The organism is Nocardioides sp. CF8, from assembly GCF_000389985.1.
GTDB classification, from domain to species: domain Bacteria; phylum Actinomycetota; class Actinomycetes; order Propionibacteriales; family Nocardioidaceae; genus Nocardioides; species Nocardioides allogilvus.
In genome coordinates this window covers 2,097,827-2,115,832 of the sequence record NZ_CM001852.1, presented here as the reverse complement: position 1 = coordinate 2,115,832, position 18,006 = coordinate 2,097,827, and the positions used below count along the sequence as shown (strand labels likewise).

16 protein-coding genes are annotated in these 18,006 nt (G+C 70.0%); 11 read left to right on the top strand and 5 right to left on the bottom strand.

All coding sequences use genetic code 11. The features are described from left to right. Nucleotides 1-30: 30 nt before the first annotated feature. Genes CF8_RS10365 through CF8_RS10355 form a run of 3 tightly spaced genes read left to right on the top strand, consistent with a single transcriptional unit; the run spans nucleotide 31 to nucleotide 4,283 of the window. Nucleotides 31-1,656, top strand: coding sequence for an acyl-CoA synthetase (locus tag CF8_RS10365; RefSeq protein ID WP_010833068.1), 1,626 nt, complete (start codon nucleotides 31-33; stop codon nucleotides 1,654-1,656). Continuing rightward, nucleotides 1,656-2,762 (top strand): NAD(P)H-dependent flavin oxidoreductase, encoded by a 1,107-nt coding sequence (locus CF8_RS10360; RefSeq protein WP_010833067.1) that lies wholly within the window; start codon nucleotides 1,656-1,658, stop codon nucleotides 2,760-2,762. Before CF8_RS10365 ends, CF8_RS10360 begins: the two co-directional genes overlap by 1 nt. Nucleotides 2,763-2,807: 45 nt before the next feature. Further along, on the top strand, nucleotides 2,808-4,283 hold the full coding sequence (locus CF8_RS10355) for a hypothetical protein (protein ID WP_156887205.1): 1,476 nt from the start codon (nucleotides 2,808-2,810) through the stop codon (nucleotides 4,281-4,283). Here the strand turns inward: CF8_RS10355 and CF8_RS10350 are convergent, their stop codons facing one another. Beyond that, nucleotides 4,284-5,378, bottom strand: a complete 1,095-nt coding sequence (locus CF8_RS10350) for an acyl-CoA dehydrogenase family protein (protein WP_010833065.1) — start codon at nucleotides 5,376-5,378, stop codon at nucleotides 4,284-4,286. Between the two features lie 4 nt (nucleotides 5,379-5,382). After that, nucleotides 5,383-6,561, bottom strand: a complete 1,179-nt coding sequence (locus CF8_RS10345) for an acyl-CoA dehydrogenase family protein (protein WP_010833064.1) — start codon at nucleotides 6,559-6,561, stop codon at nucleotides 5,383-5,385. A gap of 45 nt (nucleotides 6,562-6,606) precedes the next feature. Here CF8_RS10345 and CF8_RS10340 point away from each other — a divergent pair, with 45 nt between their 5' ends. From CF8_RS10340 to CF8_RS10330, 3 genes are read left to right on the top strand one after another with little or no spacing between them, the layout of a single operon-like run. After that, complete coding sequence (locus tag CF8_RS10340; protein WP_010833063.1) at nucleotides 6,607-7,743, top strand: Rieske 2Fe-2S domain-containing protein; 1,137 nt, start codon at nucleotides 6,607-6,609, stop codon at nucleotides 7,741-7,743. Further along, nucleotides 7,743-8,045 carry a hypothetical protein gene (locus CF8_RS10335; protein WP_010833062.1) on the top strand — a complete coding sequence of 101 codons (303 nt, stop codon included), beginning with the start codon at nucleotides 7,743-7,745 and terminating at the stop codon, nucleotides 8,043-8,045. Before CF8_RS10340 ends, CF8_RS10335 begins: the two co-directional genes overlap by 1 nt. Beyond that, on the top strand, nucleotides 8,035-9,123 hold the full coding sequence (locus CF8_RS10330; protein WP_010833061.1) for a ferredoxin--NADP reductase: 1,089 nt from the start codon (nucleotides 8,035-8,037) through the stop codon (nucleotides 9,121-9,123). The genes CF8_RS10335 and CF8_RS10330 overlap by 11 nt, the downstream gene beginning before the upstream one ends. Before the next feature lie 116 nt (nucleotides 9,124-9,239). Here CF8_RS10330 and CF8_RS10325 read toward each other — a convergent pair whose 3' ends face one another. Genes CF8_RS10325 through CF8_RS10315 form a run of 3 tightly spaced genes read right to left on the bottom strand, consistent with a single transcriptional unit; the run spans nucleotide 9,240 to nucleotide 11,040 of the window. Then, on the bottom strand, nucleotides 9,240-9,668 hold the full coding sequence (locus CF8_RS10325; protein WP_051204194.1) for a DUF1801 domain-containing protein: 429 nt from the start codon (nucleotides 9,666-9,668) through the stop codon (nucleotides 9,240-9,242). Further along, nucleotides 9,665-10,339 carry an MBL fold metallo-hydrolase gene (locus tag CF8_RS10320; RefSeq protein ID WP_010833059.1) on the bottom strand — a complete coding sequence of 225 codons (675 nt, stop codon included), beginning with the start codon at nucleotides 10,337-10,339 and terminating at the stop codon, nucleotides 9,665-9,667. Before CF8_RS10320 ends, CF8_RS10325 begins: the two co-directional genes overlap by 4 nt. Next, nucleotides 10,333-11,040: a maleylpyruvate isomerase family mycothiol-dependent enzyme gene (locus CF8_RS10315; protein ID WP_010833058.1), complete on the bottom strand. Its 708-nt coding sequence runs from the start codon at nucleotides 11,038-11,040 to the stop codon at nucleotides 10,333-10,335. The genes CF8_RS10320 and CF8_RS10315 overlap by 7 nt, the downstream gene beginning before the upstream one ends. A gap of 139 nt (nucleotides 11,041-11,179) precedes the next feature. Here CF8_RS10315 and uvrA point away from each other — a divergent pair, with 139 nt between their 5' ends. The 5 genes from uvrA to CF8_RS21535 all read left to right on the top strand — a co-directional run. Next, nucleotides 11,180-14,200 (top strand): excinuclease ABC subunit UvrA, encoded by a 3,021-nt coding sequence (gene uvrA / locus CF8_RS10310; protein ID WP_010833057.1) that lies wholly within the window; start codon nucleotides 11,180-11,182, stop codon nucleotides 14,198-14,200. Between the two features lie 9 nt (nucleotides 14,201-14,209). Continuing rightward, nucleotides 14,210-14,671, top strand: a complete 462-nt coding sequence (locus tag CF8_RS10305; protein ID WP_010833056.1) for a Rieske (2Fe-2S) protein — start codon at nucleotides 14,210-14,212, stop codon at nucleotides 14,669-14,671. Between the two features lie 98 nt (nucleotides 14,672-14,769). Further along, on the top strand, nucleotides 14,770-16,758 hold the full coding sequence (uvrC, locus tag CF8_RS10300; protein WP_010833055.1) for an excinuclease ABC subunit UvrC: 1,989 nt from the start codon (nucleotides 14,770-14,772) through the stop codon (nucleotides 16,756-16,758). Continuing rightward, nucleotides 16,758-17,624 carry an RNase adapter RapZ gene (gene rapZ, locus CF8_RS10295; RefSeq protein ID WP_010833054.1) on the top strand — a complete coding sequence of 289 codons (867 nt, stop codon included), beginning with the start codon at nucleotides 16,758-16,760 and terminating at the stop codon, nucleotides 17,622-17,624. Before uvrC ends, rapZ begins: the two co-directional genes overlap by 1 nt. Before the next feature lie 7 nt (nucleotides 17,625-17,631). Next, on the top strand, nucleotides 17,632-18,006 hold a 375-nt coding region (locus CF8_RS21535), incomplete at its 3' end, for a gluconeogenesis factor YvcK family protein (RefSeq protein ID WP_036490712.1).

Below are 18,006 nucleotides of genomic sequence, written 5' to 3'. Positions count from 1 at the left end.
AGAAACAAGAACGTGTTCTAGTCTCCGACCATGGCCCTCAACATCGCCGATCTCTTCGAGCACGCCGTCGACGTCGTCCCCGACCGCGGCATCATCCAGGTCGCCGACCGGATCGTGTCGTACGCCGACCTGGAGGCCGACGCCAACCGGCTCGCGCACTTCCTGCAGTCCCGCGGGGTGGCACCGGGCGACCACGTCGGCATCTATGCCAAGAACAGCGTCGAGCACGTCGTCGCCCTGCTCGCGATCTTCAAGATCCGCGCAGTGGTGATCAACGTGAACTACCGCTACGTCGAGGGCGAGCTCGACTACATCTTCGACAACTCCGACCTCGTCGCGCTGCTGCACGAGCGCCCCTACGCGCCGCTCGTCGCGAGCACCGCGCCCAAGCACGCCGGGTTGCAGACGGTGGTGGCCATCCCGGACCCGACCGAGCCCGCCTCGACGGCCGACATCTCGGCGTACGGCGGGATCGAGTGGGACGACGCACTGGCGGGGCAGAGTGCCGAGCGCGACTTCGGGCCGCGCTCGGAGGACGACCTCTACATCGTCTACACCGGCGGCACGACCGGCTTCCCGAAGGGCGTGATGTGGCGCCAGGCCGACTTCTGGCGGGTGCTGGGTGGCGGCATCGACTTCATGAGTGGCAACCGCCTCGAGGAGCACGACCAGTCGAAGTCGGCCGCGAGCAGCGAGCCGATGGTGACCTTCCCGCTCAGCCCGCTCATGCACGGCGGGGCGCAGGCGGCGATGCTGATGCACCTCTTCGCCGGGCACCGCACGATCCTGGCGCCCAAGTTCGACGCGGCGGAGGTCTGGCGCACGATCGAGGACAACGGCGTGCAGCTGATCTTCATGACCGGTGACGCGATGGCCCGGCCGCTGATCGAGGAGTACGAGCGCGGCGACTACAAGGCGGACACCCTGATCGCCGTCGCGAGCAGTGCCGCGATCTTCAGCCGTCCGGTCAAGGAGCGCTGGATGAAGGCCTTCCCCAACACCTTCTTCACCGACTCCGTCGGCTCGAGCGAGACCGGCTTCCAGGGCACCGGCCTGCAGGACTCGGAGAACATCAAGGGCGAGGGCCCGCAGATCGCGCTGGGGCTCGAGTCGGTGATCCTCGACGAGGACAACCGCGTCCTCGACCCGGAGACCAGCGTCGGCCAGATCGGCCGGCTGGCCCGCACGGGCAGCGTGCCGATCGGCTACTACAAGGACGAGGCGAAGTCGGCGAAGACCTTCATCACCGTCGACGGCGTCCGCTACTCGGTGCCGGGCGACTTCGCGCGGATCGAGGAGGGCAACAAGGTCACCCTGCTCGGTCGCGGCTCCAACTGCATCAACACCGGCGGCGAGAAGGTCTATCCCGAAGAGGTCGAGATGGCGCTCAAGGGCCACCCCGACGTCTACGACGTGCTGGTCGTCGGCGTCGCGGACGAGAGCTACGGGCAGTCCGTCAGCGCGGTCGTCCAGGCGCGCGAAGGCACGCAGCCCACGCTCGAGGGGCTGCGGGAGTTCCTGCGCGGCCAGCTGTCGGGCTACAAGCTGCCGCGCTCGGTCTCCTTCGTCGACGAGATCCCGCGCAGCGCCACGGGCAAGGCCAACTACCCACGGGCCAAGGAGCTCGCCCTGGCCGCTCTGGAGGCGCGCGTCTGATGCGCACCGAGCTGTGCGAGCTCTTCGGGATCGACTTCCCGATCTTCGCCTTCACACCGTCCGAGCACGTCGCCGCGGCGGTGTCGCGGGCCGGCGGGCTCGGGGTGCTCGGCGCCGTACGCTTCAACGACCCGGCCGAGCTCGACCGCACGTTGACCTGGCTCGACGACAACACGGACGGCAGGCCGTACGGCGTGGACGTGGTCATGCCGATGACGGTGCCCACCGAGGGGACCGGCGTCGACCTGGCGACGATGATCCCGCCGGAGCACGTGTCCTTCGTGGACCGCACCCTGCAGCAGCTGGGCGTGCCCCCGCTGCCCGAGGGCGAGGGGCGCGAGGGCGTGCTCGGCTGGCTCCACTCCGTCGCGCGCTCGCACGTCGACGTCGCCCTGACGCACCGCCCGGTGCTGATCGCCAACGCCCTCGGCTCCCCGCCGGTCGACGTCATCGAGCAGGCCCACGCCGCGGGCGTGAAGGTGGCGGCGCTCGCGGGCGCGGCCAAGCACGCGCTGTCACATGTCGCCAACGGCGTCGACGTGATCGTCGCGCAGGGCTACGAGGCGGGCGGGCACACCGGGGAGATCGCCAGCATGGTCCTGACCCCCGAGATCGTCGACGCGGTGGGACCGGGCGTGCCGGTGCTCGGCGCCGGCGGCATCGGCACCGGCCGGCAGGTCGCCGCCTCGCTCGCCCTCGGCGCACAGGGCGTGTGGACCGGCTCGGTCTGGCTGACGACGCAGGAATACCAGCAGCTCAACACCAACCAGGGCATGACCGACGCGTTCCTCCGCGCGACCAGCGCCGACACCGTGCGCACCCGGATCTACACCGGCAAGCCCGCCCGGCTGCTCAGGACGCGGTGGACCCAGGCGTGGGAGACGGACGAGGCACCCGCGCCGCTGCCGATGCCGCTGCAGAACCTCCTGGTCGCCGACGCCCACAACCGGATGAACGCCCACGGCGATCCCGACGTGATCTCGATGCCCGTCGGCCAGATCGTCGGGTCGATGAACGAGGTGCGCCCGGTCGCGGACGTGATGGCCGACCTGGTCGCGGGCTTCGAGCAGGCCGCAGCGAGGATCGGTGGCATCGCCGGTGCGTAGCCCGGCACGATCGAGCCCGTTGTCGTGAGCATGGGAGCGAAGAAGATGTCAGGTCGAGCACGCACCCGAACACGGCTGGCGGTGTCGGTGCTGGCCGCCGGCCTGGTGATGGGCGGCACGATGGCCGTCACGGGGCAGGCGCAGGGCGGGCGCGAGCCGCAACCCGTGCCCCGAGCCGACTGCGGCAAGGGTTCGCGCCCCGAGACCGGCATCCAGGGCAGGGTGCCGGCGAGCGACTATGCCTCGGGCCGCGTCGACCGCGGCTACCGCTGCAACGCCCGTGCGCTGGCCCACGTCGGGAAGACGGGGGGCTTCAAGGTCCACCGCTACGTCGACGCGAAGGGCCAGACCTGCGCGTTCTACGACAGCACGCTCGTCTTCCCCCGCGACCTCGTCTACAACCTGACCTCAGGCATCGGCGTCGTCGTGCTCGCGATGGACAACCCGCGCAAGCCGCGCCAGACCACCGTGCTCACCTCGCCCGCGATGGTGAGCCCCCACGAGTCCCTGCTGCTCAACAAGAAGCGCGGCCTGCTCGCCGCCACCCTGGGCACGGCCCTGACCTACCCCGGGGTCCTCGACGTCTACGACGTGAAGACCGACTGCCGGCACCCCAAGCTGCTGTCGAGCACGCCGAGCGGCCTGCTCGGGCACGAGAGCGGGTTCGCGCCCGACGGCAAGACCTTCTGGACGGCCAGCACGGTCGGCACCCTCGTGGCCATCGACCTGGCCAACCCGAGGTCTCCGGTGCCGATCATGGTCCAGTCGGGCGTGAGCTACCACGGTCTGCGCTTCTCCGCCGACGGCGACACCATGTACGCCGCCGACATCGGCCGGCCTGACCTGGGAACGCTCGACCTGGCCAGCAACGCAGGGCTCGACATCCTCGACGTGAGCAAGGTGCACGACCGGGTGCCGGGGGCCGTCACGACGGTGCTGTCCGAGCTGAGGTGGCCCGATGCGTCGATCCCGCAGTCGGCCGATCCGTTCACCCAGGACGGCCACGACTACGTCCTCGAGATGGATGAGTACGCCGACCAGTTCTCCCTCAAGGGATTGGCTGACATGCGCAACGCGCCGGTGGGAGCCGGCCGGATCATCAACGTCGACGACCCGCGCAACCCGTTCGTGGTCTCGCAGCTGCGCCTCGAGGTGCACCAGGCCGACGTGCACGGCGGCGAGCAGCGCGACGACCCGGGCGCCAGCTTCCCCGCACAGGGCTACGCCGGGCACTACTGCTCGGTGCCCCGTGCAAACGACCCGAAGATCGCCGGATGCTCCATGATCGTCTCCGGGCTGCGGCTCTTCGACATCAGCGACGTGAAGCACCCGCGTGAGGTGGCCTACTTCAACAAGCCGCAGCGCCCCGGCAGTCGTCCGACGTTCCCGGACGTCGCCGGCGCCTACGCGATGTCAGCGCCGGCGTGGGACCGCAAGCGCGGCAGTGTCTGGTACACCGACGCCAACTCGGGGTTCTACAACGTGAAGCTCACCAACGGGGTCGCCGAGCTGCTGCGCTGATCAGGAGGGTTCGGCAGCCAGGGCCTTGCCGATCGCCAGGGCCTGCTGGGTGGTGCCGCCGCAGGCGAACTCCCAGCGCTTCGCGGCCGTGAAGTAGCGGTGGGTCTCGCCGTCGAGGTCGATGCCGACGCCACCGTGGACGTGCACGGCCGTGTGCGCGACTCGGTGGCCGGCGTCAGCGGCGAACAGCGCGGCCGCGGCGAGCTCCTTCGTGGCGGGGAGCTCCGAGTCGAGCAGCCAGGCAGCCTGCCAGAGCGTCAACCGTTGTCCGAGGGTGTCGATGTAGCCGTCGGCGAGCCGCTGCGACACGGCCTGGAAGGTGCCGATCGGGCGCCCGAACTGCTCGCGCGTCCTCGCGTACGTCGACGTGAGCGCCAGTGCGCCCTCGGTGACGCCGAGCTGCTGGGCGCACGCGCCCAGGGTCACCAGGTCGCGCAGCCGCTCGCCGGCTCCGGCCAGGAGTCGCTCCTCGCCCACGGGCACGTGGTTCAGCTCGATGCGGGCCACCGCGTCACCGTCGGAGGACGTCTGCGGCGTGAGGGTGACCTCGTCGGCGGTGACGATGAAGACGGCCACGCCGTCGTCGGTCGAGGCCGGGATGAGGAAGACGTCGGCGACCGTGCCCGCCGGCACGGCGGCCTTGGCCCCGCTGAGCCGCCAGCCGGAGCCCTCGCGGGTGGCGGTGGTCGTCGGGCGACCAGGAGTGGGAGCGAGGTCCTCGGCCATGGCGGCGGTCAGGATCGAGGCGCCACTCGCGGCAGCCGGCAGGAACTGCCCCTGCTGCTCAGCCGAGCCCAGCTCGGCGATCAGCCGGGATGCGGCGACGTGGGTCGCGACCGGGACGGGGGCGACGGTGCGCCCCACCTCGACCAGGACGCGGCACGCCTCGACGAGGCCGAGCCCGGCGCCGCCGTACGCCTCAGGGAGGGACAGGCCCAGGAGGCCGGCCTCGCCCAGCGAGCGCCACAGGTCGCGGTCGCAGCGATCGCCCGCCTCCTCGACCGCACGCATGCGCTCGGGGGTCGCGCAGTCCTTGAGGATCCGGGCGGCCAGGGCGGCTGCCTCGTCCGCCTCGGGGGAGAAGTCGAAGTCCATGGGGTTACCTCTTCGCTGCAGGCAGGCCGAGGCCCACGTAGCCGATGATGTCGCGCTGGATCTCGTTGGTGCCGCCGCCGAAGGTCATCACCAGCGACGCGCGGTGGTAGCGCTCGAGTCGGCCGCCCAGCACCGCCCCCTCGCTGTCCCCGGTGATCGACGCCAGCGGTCCGACGACCTCCATCAACGAGCGGTAGACCTCGGTGGCGAGCTCGGAGCCGTAGACCTTCGTCGCGCTGGCCACGGCGGGGGAGAGGTCGCCGGTGGCGGAGGCGATGTTCCAGTTGAGGAGCTTGAGCATCTCGATGCGCGCGTGCGCCCGGCCGAGCAGCACCTGCACCCACTCGCGGTCGATGATGCGCTGGCCGTCGGCGTCCTTGGTCCCCTTCGCCCACGCGACGACCAGCTCCAGCGAGTGCGTCAACGGCGCGGCCGATGTCAGGGCGACGCGCTCGTGGTTGAGCTGGTTGGTCATCAGGGACCAGCCGCCGTTGAGCTCGCCGACGAGGTTGCTCGCCGGGACGCGCACGTCCTCGTAGTAGGTGGCGCTGGTGCCGACGCCGGCGACGGTGTGCACGGGCGTGTAGGAGAACCCGGGGGCGTCCGCCGGCACCAGGATCATCGACAGGCCCTTGTGTCGCGGCAGGTCGGGGAAGGTGCGGCAGGCCATCCAGATCCAGTCGGCGTACTGGATCAGCGACGTCCACATCTTCTGGCCGTTGATCACCCACTCGTCGCCCTCGCGGGTCGCACGCGTCCGCAGCGACGCGAGGTCGGTGCCCGACTCCGGCTCGGAGTAGCCGATCGAGAAGTGCAGCTCGCCGGCGAGGATCTTCGGCAGGAAGTAGTCCTTCTGCTCGTCGGTGCCGTAGCGCATGATCGTCGGCCCGACGGTGTTCAGCGTGAGATAGGGGATCGGCACCCCGGCCACCGCGGCGACGTCGGTGAAGATCAGCTGCTCGATCATCGAGCGCTCCTGGCCGCCGTACTCCGTCGGCCAGCCGATGCCCAGCCAGCCGTCGCTGCCGAGCTGGCGGATGACTTCCTTGTACGTCGCGACGTCACCGAACTCGCCGGTGGCCAGGGCCAGGGCGGTGCGCCGCTCGGGCGTGACGAGGGCGTCGAAGTACTCCCGGAGCTCCTGTTGGAGGGCCAGGTGCTCGGGCGAGAGGGCAACGTGCATGCGGCCACACTAGAACGTGTTCTCGTTTTGGTCCATAATGGCTCCATGAGTGACACCCGCATGCTCGACACCGGTTCCGTCCCCGAGCGCTTCGCCCGTGGTTGGCACTGCCTCGGGCTGGCCACCGACCTCGCCGACGGCACGCCCCACGGCGTGGAGGCGTTCGGCGGCAAGCTCGTGGTGTGGTCCGACACGCAGGGCAACATCAACGTGCTCGACGGCTACTGCCGCCACATGGGCGGCGACCTCACCCAGGGCAGCGTCAAGGGCGACGAGATCGCCTGCCCGTTCCACGACTGGCGCTGGGGCGGCGACGGGAAGTGCAAGGCGATCCCCTACGCCCGCCGGGTGCCGCTGCGCGCCCGCACCGCGCGCTACGAGTCGGTGGTCCGCAACGGCATGCTGATGATCTGGCACGACGCGGAGGGCAGCCCCGCCAACCACGACATCCTGCCGCCCGAGCTGGAGGGCATCGGCACCGAGCGCTACACCGACTGGACCTGGAACGTCCTCGACGTCCCGACCGCGCACTGTGGCGAGATCGTGGACAACGTCGTGGACATGGCCCACTTCTTCTACATCCACTTCGCGTTCCCGACGAACTTCCGCAACGTCTTCGAGGGCCACATGGCGACCCAGTTCATGGAGTCGACCGGGCGTCCGGACATGGCCGGGGAGGGGTACGGCGACGAGGATCTCATCCTCAAGTCGGAGGCGACCTACTACGGGCCGTCCTTCATGATCAACTGGCTGGAGACCGACTACAAGGGCTTCCTGACCAAGGTCATCCTGGTGAACTGCCACGTCCCGACCGGGCCCAACTCGTTCAAGCTGCAGTACGGCCTCGCCGTCGAGAAGCCCGACGGACTCGACGACAAGACCGCGCGCTACATCGCCAAGAAGTACTCCGACATGTTCGGCGACGGCTTCCTGCAGGACGTGCACATCTGGCTGAACAAGGCGCCGGTGCAGAACCCCCTGCTCTGCGAGGAGGACGGGCCCGTCTACCAGCTGCGCCGGTGGTACGAGCAGTTCTACGTCGACGCCGCCGACGTCACCGACGAGATGACCGAGCGCTTCGAGTTCGAGGTCGACACCAGCAAGGCCAACGAGTTCTGGCGCGCCGAGGTCGAGGCGAACCTCGCGAAGAAGTCGGCCGAGGACGCGACGGCCACCACCTGATGGCCTACATCGTGCCCTCCAGCGCCGACACCCTCGAGGACCAGCGGCTCTACACGCAGGCCCGCCTGACCGAGGTCGCGTGCCTGGACTGCCTGGCCCGCGTCGGGGTCAAGAAGAACTCCGAGCACCACACCTCCATCCAGTGGCACGCGGAGTCGCTGGCAGAGTGCGCGGAGTTCCGCCGACTGGACGCGGCACCGACCGGCCGCCCGATCCGGGCATCGTGTCCCCGCATGCAGGCGAGCATCGATGCCGCCGTGCGCGGCGGACAGCTCACGATCGGAGCCGAAGATGGATACTGACTCCTACCTCCTCGAGGTGCGCGAGGTGGTCGCGGAGACCGCCGACGCGTCGTCGATCGTCTTCGAGGTCCCCGCCGACGCGGCCGAGGCCTTCACCTACCGTCCCGGCCAGTTCCTCACCGTCGGCGTGCCCTCGGACCAGACCGGGCTCGCCGCGCGCTGCTACTCCATCTGCACGCCGCCCGGCGAGCCGCTCACGGTGACGGTCAAGCGGACCGTCGAGGGCTACGCGTCCAACTGGCTCAACGACAACCTCAAGCCGGGCGACACCGTGCGGGTGCTGCCGCCCTCGGGGATCTTCTCCCCGAAGGACTGGACGGCCGACCTGCTGCTGTTCGCGGGTGGGTCCGGTGTCACGCCGATCATGTCGATCGTGCGTACGGCGCTGGCTGAGCACTCGAACCGGGTCGTGCTGTTCTACGCCAACCGCGACGAGGGCTCGGTCATCTTCGCCGCCGCGCTCCGCGAGCTCGCGGCCGCGCACCCCGACCGGCTCCAGGTGGTGCACTGGCTCGAGTCGGTCCAGGGCCTGCCGAGCGAGGACCAGCTGCGCGAGTTCGCATCGGCGTACACGTCGTGGACGAGCTTCTGCTGCGGCCCCGCGCCCTTCATGAAGGCCGTCTCCAACTCGCTGCGCGCCCTCGACTTCCCGCGCGACCGACGCCACCAGGAGAAGTTCGTCTCCCTCGGCGGCAACCCCTTCGGCGACGTCGAGGAGGTGCTGGCCGCCCGGGCGAGCGTGGAGGCAGCCGACGACGCCGACGAGTCGGACGAGGCGGTGCCTGCCGGCCCGTCCGGCCCGGTCAAGGTCGAGGTCGAGCTCGACGGCGAGGAGCACGTCTTCGACGACTGGCAGCCCGGCGAGAAGCTGCTCGACTTCCTGGAGTCCAAGGGCGTGAAGGCGCCGTACTCGTGTCGCGAGGGCGAGTGTTCCGCCTGCGCCATCCGGCTGGTCTCCGGCGAGGTGCGGATGCTGCACAACGACGTGCTCGAGCAGGAGGACCTCGACGAGGGCATCCGCCTCGGCTGCCAGTCCGTCCCCGCGACCGCCGAGACGGTCAAGGTCTCCTACAGCTGAGGCCTCCCGCTGCTCGAGGCTGAGCGCCAGCGTGGTTGTCGGAGGTTGAGGAGGCGCGCCAGCGTGGTCGTCGGAGGTTGAGGAGGCGCGCCAGCGCCGTCACGAAACCGAAGTTCTCACGGGTCGCGGTGAGAGTTCTCCCTAACCGGAGGGGGCGTCTCGCGGCCGAGCTTGCGCCACCCGCCGGCCCGGTTGTTGGCGACGATGGCGCGCAGCAGCTCGACGAGGGGCTCGCGGTCGATGGGATCGTCCTGGTAGATCTGGATCGCCCGTCCGGTGGCGTTGCCGTGTCCCTGGTTGACAAGTCTGTGCGGGTCGGGAACGGTCGGGTCGTAGAGGAACAGGTTGACGTGGTCCTTGGTGGACAGCAACGCGCACACGTTGCCGTCCAGGACGAAGTAGGGCTGGACGGTCCGCTTGATCGTCTCCTCGATCTCCGGATCGGCCGCCCACACGATGCCGCGGACCTTGCGGCAGATCTCCTGCTGCCAGTCCGGTAGCCCTTCGATGTAGGCGTCAACGCCGGGGTGCGCTCGATCCGTCACCAACCCCGCTCCCGCCACTCGTCGAGGTGGGGCCGCTCGGCGCCGAGCGTCGAGTCGCCCCCGTGACCGGGGTAGAACCAGACGTCGTCGCCGTACACGTCGAAGATCTTGGTGGAGACCTCGTCGATCAGGGTCAGGAACGCGTCCGCGTCGCCGAACGTGTTGCCGACGCCGCCCGGGAACAGCGAGTCTCCGGTGAACAGGTGGCCCTGCCCGGTGGGGTCCTCCCAGAAGAGCGCGATCGAGCCCGGTGTATGGCCGGCGAGGGCGATCACCGTCAGGTCGCAGGTGCCGACGGCGATCCGGTCGCCCTGGGTGACGGTGCGATCGACCGCGACACCCGTCTGCTCGGTGATCGCGGCGGCGTCGGGCTCGCCGGCGACCACCGTGGCGCCGGTCGCCGCGACGACCTCGGCGAGGGCGCGGTGGTGGTCCCAGTGCTGGTGGGTCGTGACGACCGCGGTCAGCGACCGGTCGCCGACCAGGGCCAGCAGGGTGGGGGCGTCGTGGGCTGCGTCGATGAGCACCAGCTCGTCGGTCTCCTCGCAGTGCAGGAGGTAGGCGTTGTTGGACATCTGCGGGTCGACGGCCACTTTGGTGATGGTCACGCAGCCGGCCTGCCGGGTCTGCGCCTCGCCGCCGGGCGTGACGTCACCGGTGTAGGTCACCATGCCGGCACCGCCGGCAGCTCGCCGCGGTCGCTCGTGAGGCCGGCGCCGTCACCGCGCCCGGTCAGCCACCATGCCAGGGCGTGCGAGTCGCCGGTGACGGTCGTGGTCGGGTCGTCGTCGCCGTACGACCACGACTGCGCCAGGTCGCGCGCCAGCACCCGGAAGGAGGTGGGGAAGTCACGCTTGTCCATGGTCTCGATCACGATCGCCGAGAACTCCGGCGACCAGTCCGCGGAGGTGTAGCCGACACCGAGGTCGGCGTGGTGGATCTCGACCTCGCGCAGCCGCATCAGCACCGTCGAGCGCGCGCTGAACGCCGGCCGACCGGGCGTGCGCTCGATGGTCGTCGTCCACCTGTCCTCGGGGAGGTCGCGGACCTCGCGGTCGAAGAGCTCGGTCGAGGCCATCAGCCGCGAGCGCAGGTCCCCGGGAGACGCGACGCCGAGCTCGGCGATGTCACCGTCGCGGTCCTCCTGGGAGGCATACATGGCGCGGGCGGTGCCGGAGGTGACGCCCTCCAAGGCGCCGGCCAGGGCCTCACCGTTGAGGGCGAGGTGGGCGACCACGTGGCCGACGGTCCAGTCGGGAAGCAGTGACGGTGCGCCGAAGACGGCGTCGTCGAGGGCATCGACGGTGCGGATCAGTCGCTGGTTGGCAGCTGCGAGGAGCTCGAGCTGCGTGGCCGCGGGGGAGGAGGTCATGACTGTCATTCAACACACATGGGGAGGCTGTGTGCAGCCCCGTAGGATCGAGCCTGACCGCGTGGCGGGTTGCAACTGCGCGTGATGTGACGAACACTTGTTCGAACCCACTCTCTTGCACAGACCTTCAAGGACGACTGTGATCGACCAGCTCATCATCCGGGGCGCCCGGGAGCACAACCTCAAGGACGTCTCGCTCGATCTGCCGCGCGACGCCCTGATCGTGTTCACCGGCCTGTCCGGCTCCGGCAAGTCGAGCCTCGCCTTCGACACCATCTTCGCCGAGGGGCAGCGCCGCTACGTCGAGTCCCTGTCCGCCTACGCCCGCCAGTTCCTGGGCCAGATGGACAAGCCCGACGTCGACTTCATCGAGGGTCTCTCGCCCGCGGTGAGCATCGACCAGAAGTCCACCAGCAAGAACCCGCGCTCGACCGTCGGCACCATCACCGAGGTCTACGACTACCTCCGCCTGCTCTATGCCCGCGCCGGGCGCGCCCACTGCCCCGTCTGCGGGTCGCCGATCGAGCGCCAGACGCCCCAGCAGATCGTCGACCGGATCCTGTCGCTCGAGGAGGGGGCGAGGTTCCAGGTCCTGGCGCCCGTCATCCGTGGCCGCAAGGGCGAGTACGTCGACCTGTTCCGCACCCTCCAGACCCAGGGCTTCTCCCGGGCGCGCGTCAACGGCGAGACGCACACGCTGGATGACCCACCCAAGCTGGACAAGCAGAAGAAGCACACCATCGAGGTCGTGGTCGACCGGCTCGCGGTCAAGGAGAGCTCGAAGCGCCGGCTCACCGACTCGGTCGAGACGGCGCTCAACCTCGCCGGCGGCCTGGTGCTGTTCGACTTCGTCGACCTCGACGCGAAGGACCCCGGTCGCGAGCTCAGGTTCTCCGAGCGGATGGCCTGCCCCAACGAGCACACGATCGACACCGACGAGCTCGAGCCGCGTTCGTTCTCCTTCAACTCCCCGTTCGGTGCCTGCCCGCAGTGCAGCGGCCTCGGCACCCGCATGGAGGTCGACCCCGAGCTCGTCGTGCCCGACCCGGGCGCGACCCTGGGCGAGGGCGCGATCCAGCCGTGGAGCCACGCCCACGTCTCCGACTACTTCCTCCGCCTGATGAACGCGCTCGGCGAGGAGCTCGGCTTCGACCTCAACACTCCGTGGCAGAAGCTCACCCCGCTGGCGCGGACCTCGATCCTCGAGGGACACAAGACGAAGGTCCACGTCGTCACCACCAACCGCTACGGTCGCCAGCGCGCCTACTACGCCGCGTTCGAGGGCGTCCGGCCCTACATCGAGCGCCGCCACAAGGAGGCCGAGTCCGACACGAGCCGCGAGCGGTTCGAGGGCTTCATGCGCGAGGTGCCGTGCCCGACCTGCCGGGGCAGCCGGCTCAAGCCGGTGTCGATGGCGGTGACGCTCGGCGCGCGCGACCAGGGCGGGCTCAACATCGCCGAGGTCTGCGCGATGCCGATCAACGAGACGGCCGACTACCTGCGCAACCTCGAGCTCTCGGAGCGCGAGAAGCAGATCGGCGAGCGCGTCCTGAAGGAGATCCAGGAGCGCCTCAACTTCCTGCTCGACGTCGGGCTCGACTACCTCTCCCTCAACCGTCCCTCCGGCTCGCTGTCGGGCGGTGAGGCGCAGCGCATCCGGCTGGCCACGCAGATCGGCGCCGGGCTGGTCGGAGTCCTCTACGTCCTCGACGAGCCGTCCATCGGGCTGCACCAGCGCGACAACCACCGCCTGATCGAGACCCTGGTCCGGCTCAAGGACCTCGGCAACACCCTGATCGTCGTGGAGCACGACGAGGACACCATCCGCGTCGCCGACTGGGTCGTCGACATCGGCCCGGGCGCCGGCGAGCACGGCGGCCAGGTCGTCCACTCCGGCAGCGTGCAGGGACTGCTCGACCACCCCGATTCGTTGACCGGCCAGTACCTCAGCGGCCGTCGCGAGATCCCCGTCCCGCCCGTGCGCCGCCCGCGCACCATCGGCCGGGAGCTGACCGTGCACGGCGCGAAGGAGCACAACCTGCAAGACGTCGACGTGAGCTTCCCGCTCGGCGTCTTCTGCGCGGTCACCGGCGTCTCCGGCTCGGGCAAGTCGACGCTGGTCAACGACATCCTCTACACCTCGCTCGCCAAGCAGATCTACAACGCCCGCACCGTCCCGGGGCGGCACACCAAGATCTCCGGTGTCGAGCACGTCGACAAGGTGATCCACGTCGACCAGTCGCCGATCGGTCGCACCCCGCGGTCCAACCCCGCGACGTACACCGGGGTCTTCGACCACGTCCGCAAGCTGTTCGCCTCGACCCCCGAGGCGAAGATGCGCGGCTACCTCCAGGGCCGCTTCTCGTTCAACGTCAAGGGCGGTCGCTGCGAGGCCTGCTCGGGCGACGGCACGATCAAGATCGAGATGAACTTCCTGCCGGATGTCTACGTCCCGTGCGAGGTCTGCCACGGTGCTCGCTACAACCGCGAGACGCTCGAGGTGCACTACAAGGGCAAGACCATCGCCGAGGTCCTCGACATGCCGATCGAGGAGGCAGCCGACTTCTTCGCTGCGGTTCCTGCGATCAGCCGGCACATGAAGACGCTCTGCGAGGTCGGGCTCGGCTACGTCCGACTCGGCCAGCCCGCGACGACGCTGTCGGGCGGTGAGGCCCAGCGGGTCAAGCTGTCGAGCGAGCTGCAGAAGCGGTCCACCGGCCGCACCGTCTACGTCCTCGACGAGCCGACCACCGGCCTGCACTTCGAGGACATCCGCAAGCTGCTGCTCGTGCTCGGCCGCCTCGTCGACCAGGGCAACACCGTGCTGGTCATCGAGCACAACCTCGACGTGATCAAGACCGCCGACTGGCTCATCGACATGGGGCCCGAGGGCGGCTCCCGGGGCGGGCTCGTGGTGGCCGAGGGCACGCCCGAGGACGTCGCGGCCAACCCGGAGAGCCACACCGGCACCTTCCTCGCGCCGCTGCTCGAGGGGCGCGCGGCCCAGCAGCCCAGCGGGAAGGTCCGCCCGAAGGAAGCCCCGGCGCGACCGCTCAGCAAGGCGGCGGCGAAGAAGGCAGCGACCGCGGCCAAGAAGGCCGCAGCGGAGAAGCCGGTCGCCAAGAAGGCGCCGGCCAAGAAGGCCGCGGCGAAGAAGTAGTCTCGGACCATGACCACCGGACTCAACCGACGCAACGTCCTCGGCGGCGCCACCGCGGCTGCCATCGGCCTGCCCGTCCTGGCCGCCTGCGGCAGCGACGAGCCCGACTCGGCGACGGACCCGACGAGCTCGACGCCCTCCGGCAGCGAGCGACCGACCACCGGTGACGGCGCGGAGTCCGGTGCCGCCGCCCTGGCCGCGACGGGCGACATCCCCGTCGGCGGGTGCGCGGTGTTCTCCGAGCACAAGATCGTGGTGACCCAGCCCACCGAGGGCGACTTCAAGGCGTTCACCTCGGTCTGCACCCACCAGGGCTGCACCGTCAGTGCCAGCACCGACGGCGTCATCCCGTGCGGCTGCCACGGCAGCGAGTTCTCGATCGAGGACGGATCGGTGCTCCAGGGCCCGGCCACCTCGCCCCTGTCCGAGGTCGAGATCTCGGTTGACGGGGACACCATCACCCTGGCCTGACACGGATGGCGTGCGACCGGCCCTGATCGAACGGGCCTGAGCACGGTCCTCGTTCGCTGACGCGAGAGGTGTCGGTGCGGCCTCGTAGGGTTGAGGTCGTGCCGTCACCCGCCAGCTATCGACCCGAGCCCGGCTCGATCCCGACCCAACCGGGTGTCTACCGCTTCCGCGACGGCAAGGGCCGGGTCATCTACGTCGGCAAGGCCAAGAGCCTGCGCCCGCGCCTGTCGTCGTACTTCCAGGACATCGGCGGCCTGCACCCGCGCACGGCCTCGATGGTCACCAGCGCGGCCAGCGTCGAGTGGACCGTGGTCAAGACCGAGGTCGAGGCCCTCCAGCTGGAGTACAGCTGGATCAAGGAGTTCGACCCGCGCTTCAACGTGAAGTACCGCGACGACAAGTCCTACCCCTGGCTCGCCGTGACCGTGGGCGAGGAGTTCCCGCGGGTCATGGTCGGACGCGGCGCCAAGCGCAAGGGCACCCGCTACTTCGGTCCCTACGGACACGCCTGGGCGATCCGGGAGACCGTCGACCTGCTGCTGCGCGTCTTCCCGATGCGCTCGTGCAGCAACGGCGTCTTCAAGCGCTCCAGCCAGATCGGGCGCCCGTGCCTGCTGGGCTACATCGACAAGTGCGCCGCACCCTGCGTCGGCAACGTCACGGCCGAGCAGCACCGCGAGATCGTCGACGACTTCTGCGACTTCATGGCCGGCAACACGACCGCCTTCGTCAAGCGCGTCGAGCGGGAGATGTATGCCGCCTCGGAGGCCCTCGACTTCGAGAAGGCCGCCCGCCTGCGCGACGACCTCGGGGCGCTCACCAAGGCCTTGGAGAAGCAGGCGGTGGTGCTCGGCGACGGCACCGACGCCGACGTCATCGCGCTCGCGGAGGACCCGCTCGAGGTCGCCGTACAGATCTTCTACGTCCGCGGCGGCCGGATCAAGGGCCAGCGCGGCTGGGTCGCCGACCGCACCGACGACGGCGGCACGCCCGAGCTCGTCCAGGACTTCCTGCTGCAGCTGTACGGCGACGAGGCCGACGCCATCCCGCGCGAGGTGCTCGTCCCGGCGCTGCCGCCCGACGCCGGTGTGATGGAGGAGCTGCTGAGCGACCGGCGGGGGAGCCGGGTCGTGATCCGGGTGCCGCAGCGGGGGGTCAAGCTGTCGTTGCAGGAGACCGTGGCCGGCAACGCCAAGCAGTCGCTGGTGCTCCACAAGACCCGTCGGGCCAGCGACCTCACCACCCGCAACCGTGCGCTCGAGGAGATCCAGCAGGCCCTGGCGCTCGACGAGGTGCCGCTGCGGATCGAGTGCTACGACGTCTCCAACCTGCAGGGCACCGAGGTGGTGGCGTCGATGGTGGTCTTCGAGGACGGGCTGCCGCGCAAGGGCGAGTACCGCCGGTTCGTGATCAAGCCCGAGCCGGGCGAGACCACGGTCGGGCAGAACGACGTCGCCCACATGCACCAGGTGATCACCCGCCGCTTCCGCCGGTTGCTCGACGAGCAGGCGAGGTCGCAGGCCGTCACCACCGACTCCGGCCCGATGCTGGTCGATCCGGAGACCGGCCGGCCCCGCAAGTTCGCCTACCCCCCCGGGCTCGTGGTCGTCGACGGCGGCCCGCCGCAGGTCGCGGCCGCCCAGCAGGCCCTGTCCGAGCTCGGAATCACCGACATCCCGGTGTGCGGCCTGGCCAAGCGCCTCGAGGAGGTCTGGCTGCCGGCGGAGGACGACCCGGTCATCCTCCCGCGCACGAGCGAGGGCCTCTACCTCCTCCAGCGGGTGCGCGACGAGGCCCACCGGTTCGCGATCACCCACCACCGCTCGCGCCGCTCCAAGACGATGGTCGAGAGCCTGCTCGACGACGTCCCGGGCCTGGGCGAGGTCCGCCGCAAGACCCTGCTGAAGCACTTCGGCTCGCTCAAGAAGCTGCGGCTCGCCGACGCTGCCGAGATCGCGATGGTGCCCGGCATCGGGCCGCGCACGGCCGAGGCGATCAAGGCGGCCGTGGCGGGCGCCGACACGACCCGCAAGAATGCCGCTGTGCAGGTCAACACCGCGACCGGCGAGATCATCGAGGAGCACTGATGGAGCCGACAGCAGGCGAGCTCGTCATCGTCACCGGCATGACCGGTGCCGGCCGCAGCACCGCCGCGAAGGAGCTGGAGGACCTCGGCTTCTTCGTGGTCGACAACCTGCCGCCGACGCTGGTGCGCGACGTCGTCCGCCTCGTCGACGACTCGCGGGGGATCACCCAGCCGATCGCGGTGGTCGTGGACGTGCGCTCCGGGTCCTTCTTCGACTCGCTGCAGGCCAACCGGCACCAGGGCGTCACCGGTCGCCCCACCACGCTGCTGTTCCTCGAGGCGACCGACGACGTGCTCGTACGCCGCCAGGAGGCCGCGCGCCGTCCACACCCGCTGCAGGGGAGCGGCCGGTTGCTGCACGGGCTCCACCGCGAGCGGGAGGTGCTGGCCGAGGTGCGCGGCGACTGCGACGTCGTGATCGACACCACCAACCTCAACGTGCACCAGCTCACCGACCGGATCGCCGCGCAGTTCGGGACCCCGGAGACGACCGCGCTCAAGGTCACGGTGGTCTCCTTCGGCTTCAAGTATGGCATCCCCGTCGACGCCGACTTCGTGGCCGACATGCGCTTCCTGCCCAACCCCCACTGGGTGCCGGAGCTCCGCCCGCGGACCGGTCGGGACGAGGACGTCGCCGATTACGTCAAGATGCGCCCGAGTGCCCAGACGTTCCTGGACCAGTACGTCCCGATGCTGGAGAACGTCGCCGGCGGCTACCTCACGGAGGGCAAGCGGTTCATGACCGTCGCGATCGGTTGCACGGGCGGCAAGCACCGCAGCGTGGCCATGACCGAGGAAATTGCGGCCCGGCTCAGGAGCCACGGCATCGACTCGCGCGCCAGCCATCGCGACCTCGGGCGGGAGTGACGCCTCGATGGCTCGATCCACCGCGCAGTCCGCGGTCGCCCTGGGGGGCGGTCACGGGCTCTTCGCCAGTCTGAGCGCGCTGCGCCACCTCGTCGCCGAGCTGACCCTGGACGAGCTCACCGCCGTCGTGACGGTGGCCGACAACGGCGGCTCGTCCGGTCGGCTCCGCGGCGAGTTCGGTGTGCTGCCTCCCGGCGACCTACGGATGGCGCTCGCCGCCCTGTGCGGCGACGACGAGTGGGGCCGCACGTGGGCCGACGTCGTCCAGCACCGCTTCGCCGGCGAGGGCGAGATGCGCGGCCACGTCATCGGCAACCTGCTCATCGTCGGGCTCTGGGAGCTGATGGGCGATCCCGTCCGGGCGCTCGACTGGGTGGGCAAG